Raw genomic sequence first — 6,468 nt, forward strand, 5'->3', positions numbered from 1 at the left:
ATAATTATTTCAATTTAATATGTAATTCCTCTAATTGTTTATCGTCAATTTTTGATGGTGCATCAATCATGACATCTCTACCCGAGTTGTTTTTTGGGAAAGCAATAAAATCACGAATCGTTTCTTGACCACCTAAAATAGATACTAATCGGTCCAATCCAAAAGCCAAACCACCATGTGGAGGAGCTCCAAACTCAAAAGCATTCATCAAGAACCCAAATTGCGCTTGTGCTTCTTCTTTGCTAAATCCTAGTAAGTCAAACATTCTAGATTGTAATGCTCTATCATGGATACGGATAGAACCACCGCCTATCTCATTTCCATTTAAAACCATATCATAAGCATTCGCTCTTACTTTTCCAGGGTTTGTTTCAATTAATGCAATGTCTTCTGGTTTTGGTGAAGTAAACGGATGGTGCATCGCATGATAACGACCACTTTCCTCATCCCATTCTAATAAAGGAAAATCAACTACCCATAATGGAGCAAATTCATCTGATTTTCTTAATCCTAAACGAGTCGCTACTTCCATTCTTAGAGCGGAAAGTTGGGTTCTCGTTTTGTCAGCATTACCTGATAAAACTAAAATTAAATCTCCTGCTTTAGCTTGAGTTGCTTCTGCCCATTTTTTCAAATCTTCCTGATCATAAAATTTATCTACAGAAGATTTGAAGGAACCATCTTCTTCACATTTTACATATACCATTCCTGAAGCTCCAATTTGAGGTCTTTTCACCCATTCAATTAAAGCATCAATTTCTTTTCTAGTATAAGAAGCACAACCAGGAGCTGCAATACCTACTACTAATTCCGCAGAATTGAATACCCCAAAATCTTTATGTTGTGCCACAGCATTTAACTCTCCAAATTTCATCTCAAAACGAATATCTGGCTTGTCATTTCCATACGTTTTCATAGCATAATCGTAGGTAATTCTAGGGAATTTATCTACTTCAATGCCTTTTATTTCTTTTAATAAATGACGGGTTAAACCTTCAAACATGTCTAAAATATCTTCTTGCTCTACAAAAGCCATTTCGCAGTCTATTTGCGTAAATTCTGGTTGACGGTCAGCTCTTAAATCTTCATCTCTAAAACATTTTACAATTTGGAAATACTTATCCATACCGCCTACCATCAATAATTGCTTGAATGTTTGAGGCGATTGCGGTAAAGCATAAAATTGACCTTCATTCATTCTACTTGGTACTACAAAATCTCTTGCTCCTTCTGGAGTAGATTTAATCAAGTAAGGGGTTTCAATATCGCAAAAACCTTTATCAGAAAGGTATTTTCGAACTTCCATACTCACTTTATGGCGAAATAATAAATTATTTTTTACAGGATTTCTACGAATATCTAAATAACGATATTTCATTCGTATGTCTTCACCACCATCAGTTTCGTCTTCAATAGTAAATGGAGGAAGTATGGCTTCGTTTAAGATATTTAATTCGGAAACTAAAATTTCAATTGCACCAGTTGGCATGTTAGGGTTTTTTGATTCCCTTTCAATAACAGTCCCTTTTACTTGAATGACAAATTCTCTACCTAAAGTTTTTGCTTTTTCAAAAACAACAGTATTGGTTCTTTTTTCATCAAATATTAATTGAGTTAATCCATATCGATCTCTAAGATCAACCCAAATCATAAAACCTTTATCCCGTGTTTTTTGTACCCAACCAGCTAATGTTACTTCTGTATTTATATGTGAAGCAGTAAGTTCTCCACAAGTATGACTTCTATACATTTTATTAAAATTTATGCAAAAGTAATAACAAATATTAATTTTATCGAGTAAATTTATTAGATTTGAAGATTATTTTTAATTCAATTTAACTCTTATGAAAAAATTGGTAATTTTATTATTATTTGCTGTTTTATCGATACATGCTCAGGATGCTTCTAAAATGGTTTCTTTTGAAGGTAAAATCGTAAATCGCAATTCAGATTCTATTGTTCTAGCATCTGGAAAAAACTTTAAGAAAACATTACGTCTTAATAAAAGAGGTCAATTTAAAGATGCTTTTGAAATTCCTTCAGATGGATTATTTCAATTATTTGATGGTTCTGAAACAACTATGTTGTTTTTGAAAAATGGATATGATTTAAAGCTTACAATGGATGCTAAAAGTTTTGATGAGTCTATTAAATATGAAGGGAAAGGAGCAGTTGAAAACAACTATTTGGCAAAAAAAGCATTATCGGATGAAGCTTTTGAAAAAGATTTAGATGTTCTATTTACTGAAGATGAAACTGCTTTTCAAGCAGGTTTAAACAAAAAGAAGACAGATGATTTAGCGGCTTTAGAGCAAGCTGGAGTAGACACGTCTTTATCACAAATGTTAACGGCTATGATTCAGCAAGAATCTATGATGTTAAATCAATTTTATACTCAAAAGAAAATGGCTGAAAAAATGAATGGTGTTGACAGTCCTTCATTTAATTTTGAGAACCACAAAGGGGGAATGACTAAGTTAGAAGATTTCAAAGGGAAATATGTTTACATTGATGTTTGGGCTACATGGTGTGCACCATGTAGAGCAGAGATTCCTTATTTGAAAAAAATTGAAGAAAAATACCATAACGATAATATTGTCTTTGTAAGTATTTCTGTTGATACTCAGAAAGACCATGAAAAATGGAAAAAATTTGTTGCGGAAAAAGAATTAGGAGGAGTTCAATTATTTGCTGATAATAACTGGAATTCTGATTTTATTAAAGCTTATGGAATTAATGCTATTCCAAGATTTATTTTAATTGGTCCAGATGGGAAAGTTGTTTTTGCTGATGCACCAAGACCTTCTTCAGCTACTTTAGATAGTACGTTAAAAGAGTTTTTTAACAAATAGAATTTAAAAAAATAGTATTTTAAGCCAACGATCAATCGTTGGTTTTTTTGTTTATTTTTTCAATGTTACGAAATTGTTAAGTAAAAGTTTGTTTTATGTAAAATATTTTTTATATTTGTTATAGAATCGTTAACCTATTAATTTTAAAGATATGAAAAAGATAGTAATTGCAGCAGTTTTATTGGTTTCAGGAATGATGTCAGCTCAAGAAGTTAAACCAAAGTATGAAGTAGTGGATCAAATGGTGAAAGCAACTTATTTTTATGACAATGGTCAGGTTAAACAAGAAGGCTTTTATTTAGATGGGAAACTTCATGGAAAATGGGTTTCTTATAATCAAGACGGAACGAAACAGGCGATGGGAGAATATGAAAATGGTAATAAAACTGGGAAATGGTTTTTTTGGAATGATTCAGCTTTAAACGAAGTAGATTTTGCAAATAGCAGAATAGCAGAAGTTAAAAAATGGTCAAAAGAAGCTTTAGTTAGAAATTAAATTTATAATAACTAACCCAATATCAAAAAAGTCCCAATTTATTGGGACTTTTTCAGTTTCATCCTTTTTTTAAAAAGTAAGGAATGAAACACCTAACTAAAATTTAAGCTTAACCAATAAAGCTAAAAGCTAAAGCTAATTCCAGAATATAAACCTACTATATAAGGTTTAAAGTTTCCTGAATTAGAATTGAAAGTGTTGATTTGGTATTTAAATACAGGTTGAATATTGAATTGAAAAGATTTCAAAAAATTGTAGTTAAAACCCAAACCGACATTACTACTAAAGTGTATGTTATTTAAGTTATTGGCTTCACCAATAACCATTTCTGAACCATTTGATACTAAGGAGATGTTGTTTTTATTCAACACCAACGTACTCATTCCACCAATTACTTCTATCCCAATTTTTTTATCTAGAATTTTGTAGGTCATTTCTAATGGAATTTCTATATATCCCATCTCTTGGTTTAAACTTGCTAAAGTTGCTTCGGACATATTTTCAACATCAGCTGATAAAATATTGGCATCTGCTGGAGATGGGGCATTTCTCAAAACTAAATTTTCAGCATTGGCGTTTTGATTAATATTTAATGAAGTTGCATTAATTTGACGTAAAGTGCTGGAATAGTAAACGTTATTGGTGTTGTAATTTATATTAATTGCGTTAATACCTGAGCGAATACTAATTTTGTTGGTAAGGTTATATTGCAAGCCTACACCATAACTTAAACTTGTGGCATAACTTTTTTCATTATTGCTAAATTGTTCATCAATGGGTGAACCATTCGAAATAGAATTGAAATAAACGGGCGCAGCGTTACTGCTAACCACCCATTTATCTCTTTTCTCTTTTTCTTTTTCAACAGCATTCTCTCCCGCTTCCTTTTCTTTTAGCAATTGTTCTAAAACATTTACTTCTGCCAAAGCTTCAGTATTTGTTGTAGTACTATCTTTACTGATCTCATTGGTAATAACTAATGATTTTTTTAAAATTCCATTTTTTTGAATTTCTGTAGTAGAATCAGTTGTGTTTTGTGTCTTGATTTTTGTTTCTTGATTGGATAGAGTTGAAACAACAACTCTATCTTTTGAGGTTTTATCCTTCGCTAAATTTGAGTTTTTAGAGTTTTGATTTTCTACAACGTGGTTTTCAGTTTCATCTGAAATATTTTCTAGCGAATTTTTATTTAAATTGTTACCATTTTTATTTGACTTTTCCTCAGATATAGCAAAAGATTCTTTATCACTGCTAGTGATATTCTTATCGATTAGAAAATCAGTAGCTTTTTCGTTTGATGTTACTTCTAAATTAGCGCTACTTTCAATGCGTTGTTCAGGTGTATTAGAGTTGTTGGCTAACACCTTATTTTCATTTGTGCTTACTTTATGATTTGTAATCAAAGTATTTTGAGTGTCTAGTATGTTTTTTTCTTTGTTTCCAATTCGAATTGAATTGGTTTCCTTATTTGTTACCGTTACAATTGCATTATTTTTAGTAATAGTATTGTTTGAATTGGATTTATTGTGAATGTGATTCTCGTTTAAATTGTTGTTTAAAGAGGAGTTTTTTTCTTTTGAATTAAAATTATTATTTTCTTTAGTAACTACAACATCCGAATTGATTTTTTTAATGCCATTGTTATTAATACTGTTTTTGTTACTATTTTTTTGATTTGAGTTGTTTTGATCTGTGTTGTTTTCCTTTTTATTTTCTAGAACAATTCTTTCATCAGAAGGAATAAAATTATTTTGGTCAGTTTTAGAAGGAAGCAATAAGAAAATACCAATAAATAAACAAGCTGCTATTCCAGTGGCTTTGAACCAAAATGGAATAACTCTTCGTTTGTTGTTTTTCTTTTCAATTCTAGAAGCAATTACATCCCAAGCATCTTCCGGTGGATTGGCTTCAAAGTCTTTAAACTTTTCTTGAAATAAGCGTTCTATGTTTTTGTTTTCTTTCATTTTGTTTTCGGAATTGAAGTATTTGCATTTTCTTCAATCTTGTTTTTTAAAATTGCTTTGGCTCTTGCTAAATTTGATTTAGAAGTACCAATGTTAATCTCAAGCATTTCTGCTATTTCTTTATGGGAATAACCATCCATTACATAAAGATTAAATACTAGCCGATATCTATCAGGCAACTCTTGGATAATTTTGGTTAAAAATTCAAGAGATACATTCTCCTCATCAACTTCAATTTCTGAATCATCAGGTAAGTTTTCTGAAATTATTTCAAATATACCTTGGTTTCTATATTGTTGAAGGATATAATTAATTACAACTCTTTTCGCCCAACCTTCAAAAGATCCTTTAAAATGGAATTGATTTATTTTTTCATATATCAAAAGAAATCCTTCCTGTAAATTATCTTGTGCTTCCTCATAATTTCTCGAATACTTAAGGCAAACAGCAAATACTTTTGGACTCAATAGTCGGTATATCTGCTCAAAAGCCTTAGTATTTCCTTTTTTGCAATCATTTATGAGTTGGTCAATTATCAAAATTAATTAGGTTTTATCAAATAACAGGAACTTCTATTTCTTCAAATATGTCTTCTCCATTTGTGTCGGTACCTTTCCAAAATTTAAAAATATAAGAACCGTTGTTTGTGACATGAAAATTAAAGGTAACTTCTGTAAGTTCGTTCTCAAAAGGAACGCAATTATTTCTTTCAAATACCACGTTTCGAATCGCAATGGTTCTTGTGTTTAAATATTTGTCATAGTATAATCCATCATAAACATGACATGCACTAGGGCGATAATATTTCAATGTAATTTCATAAGTGCCATCGAGTTCAAAACTGTCAGGTAAAATAGCTTCTTCAACTGCTGATAGTTCAAAATGATATTTTTCTGCATCATCATTAATACTGCATGAGTTTAATACTAAAAACATACTTAGTAAAAAAAGTACTCTCTTCATAATGTAAATTTTAATTTTAGGAGTAACCTATCTAATATTTTAAATGTTATTTCTTTTAATCTTTACAAGGTTTAATTGAATTGCTTTTAAATTGCTATAAAATTAAACTATTATAATAAGATTTTTTATGTTCTCTGTTTTTAAATAAAAGATGCCTAGAAGTAAAAAGGGTTGCGTGGTTTAAAAAAAAAAA

General features: G+C 30.3%; 6 protein-coding genes. 2 read left to right on the top strand and 4 right to left on the bottom strand.

Annotated features, from left to right (window positions below; translation table 11 throughout):
* Positions 1-4 precede the first annotated feature (4 nt).
* Positions 5-1,750, bottom strand: coding sequence for an aspartate--tRNA ligase (gene aspS, locus NHF47_RS03820; protein ID WP_252763691.1), 1,746 nt, complete (start codon positions 1,748-1,750; stop codon positions 5-7).
* A 94-nt stretch (positions 1,751-1,844) separates the two neighbouring features.
* On the opposite strand from aspS, the gene NHF47_RS03825 reads away from it, so the two are divergent.
* Together NHF47_RS03825 and NHF47_RS03830 are read left to right on the top strand one after the other, a co-directional pair.
* Positions 1,845-2,852, top strand: a complete 1,008-nt coding sequence (locus NHF47_RS03825; RefSeq protein WP_252763692.1) for a TlpA disulfide reductase family protein — start codon at positions 1,845-1,847, stop codon at positions 2,850-2,852.
* A 151-nt stretch (positions 2,853-3,003) separates the two neighbouring features.
* The gene (locus NHF47_RS03830; RefSeq protein ID WP_252763693.1) at positions 3,004-3,348 is read left to right on the top strand and encodes a toxin-antitoxin system YwqK family antitoxin; all 345 of its coding nucleotides are present in this window, start codon (positions 3,004-3,006) and stop codon (positions 3,346-3,348) included.
* Positions 3,349-3,470: 122 nt separating this feature from the next.
* On the opposite strand, the gene NHF47_RS03835 is transcribed toward NHF47_RS03830, so the two are convergent.
* From NHF47_RS03835 to NHF47_RS03845, 3 genes are read right to left on the bottom strand one after another with little or no spacing between them, the layout of a single operon-like run.
* The gene (locus NHF47_RS03835) at positions 3,471-5,312 is read right to left on the bottom strand and encodes a porin family protein (RefSeq protein WP_252763694.1); all 1,842 of its coding nucleotides are present in this window, start codon (positions 5,310-5,312) and stop codon (positions 3,471-3,473) included.
* Positions 5,309-5,851: an RNA polymerase sigma factor gene (locus tag NHF47_RS03840; RefSeq protein WP_252763695.1), complete on the bottom strand. Its 543-nt coding sequence runs from the start codon at positions 5,849-5,851 to the stop codon at positions 5,309-5,311. Before NHF47_RS03840 ends, NHF47_RS03835 begins: the two co-directional genes overlap by 4 nt.
* Positions 5,852-5,867: 16 nt before the next feature.
* Complete coding sequence (locus NHF47_RS03845; RefSeq protein WP_252763696.1) at positions 5,868-6,275, bottom strand: hypothetical protein; 408 nt, start codon at positions 6,273-6,275, stop codon at positions 5,868-5,870.
* Between the last annotated feature and the right edge of the window lie 193 nt (positions 6,276-6,468).

Origin of the sequence: Flavobacterium sp. NRK F7 (genome assembly GCF_024054195.1) — a bacterium.
Classification (GTDB): Bacteria; Bacteroidota; Bacteroidia; order Flavobacteriales; family Flavobacteriaceae; genus Flavobacterium.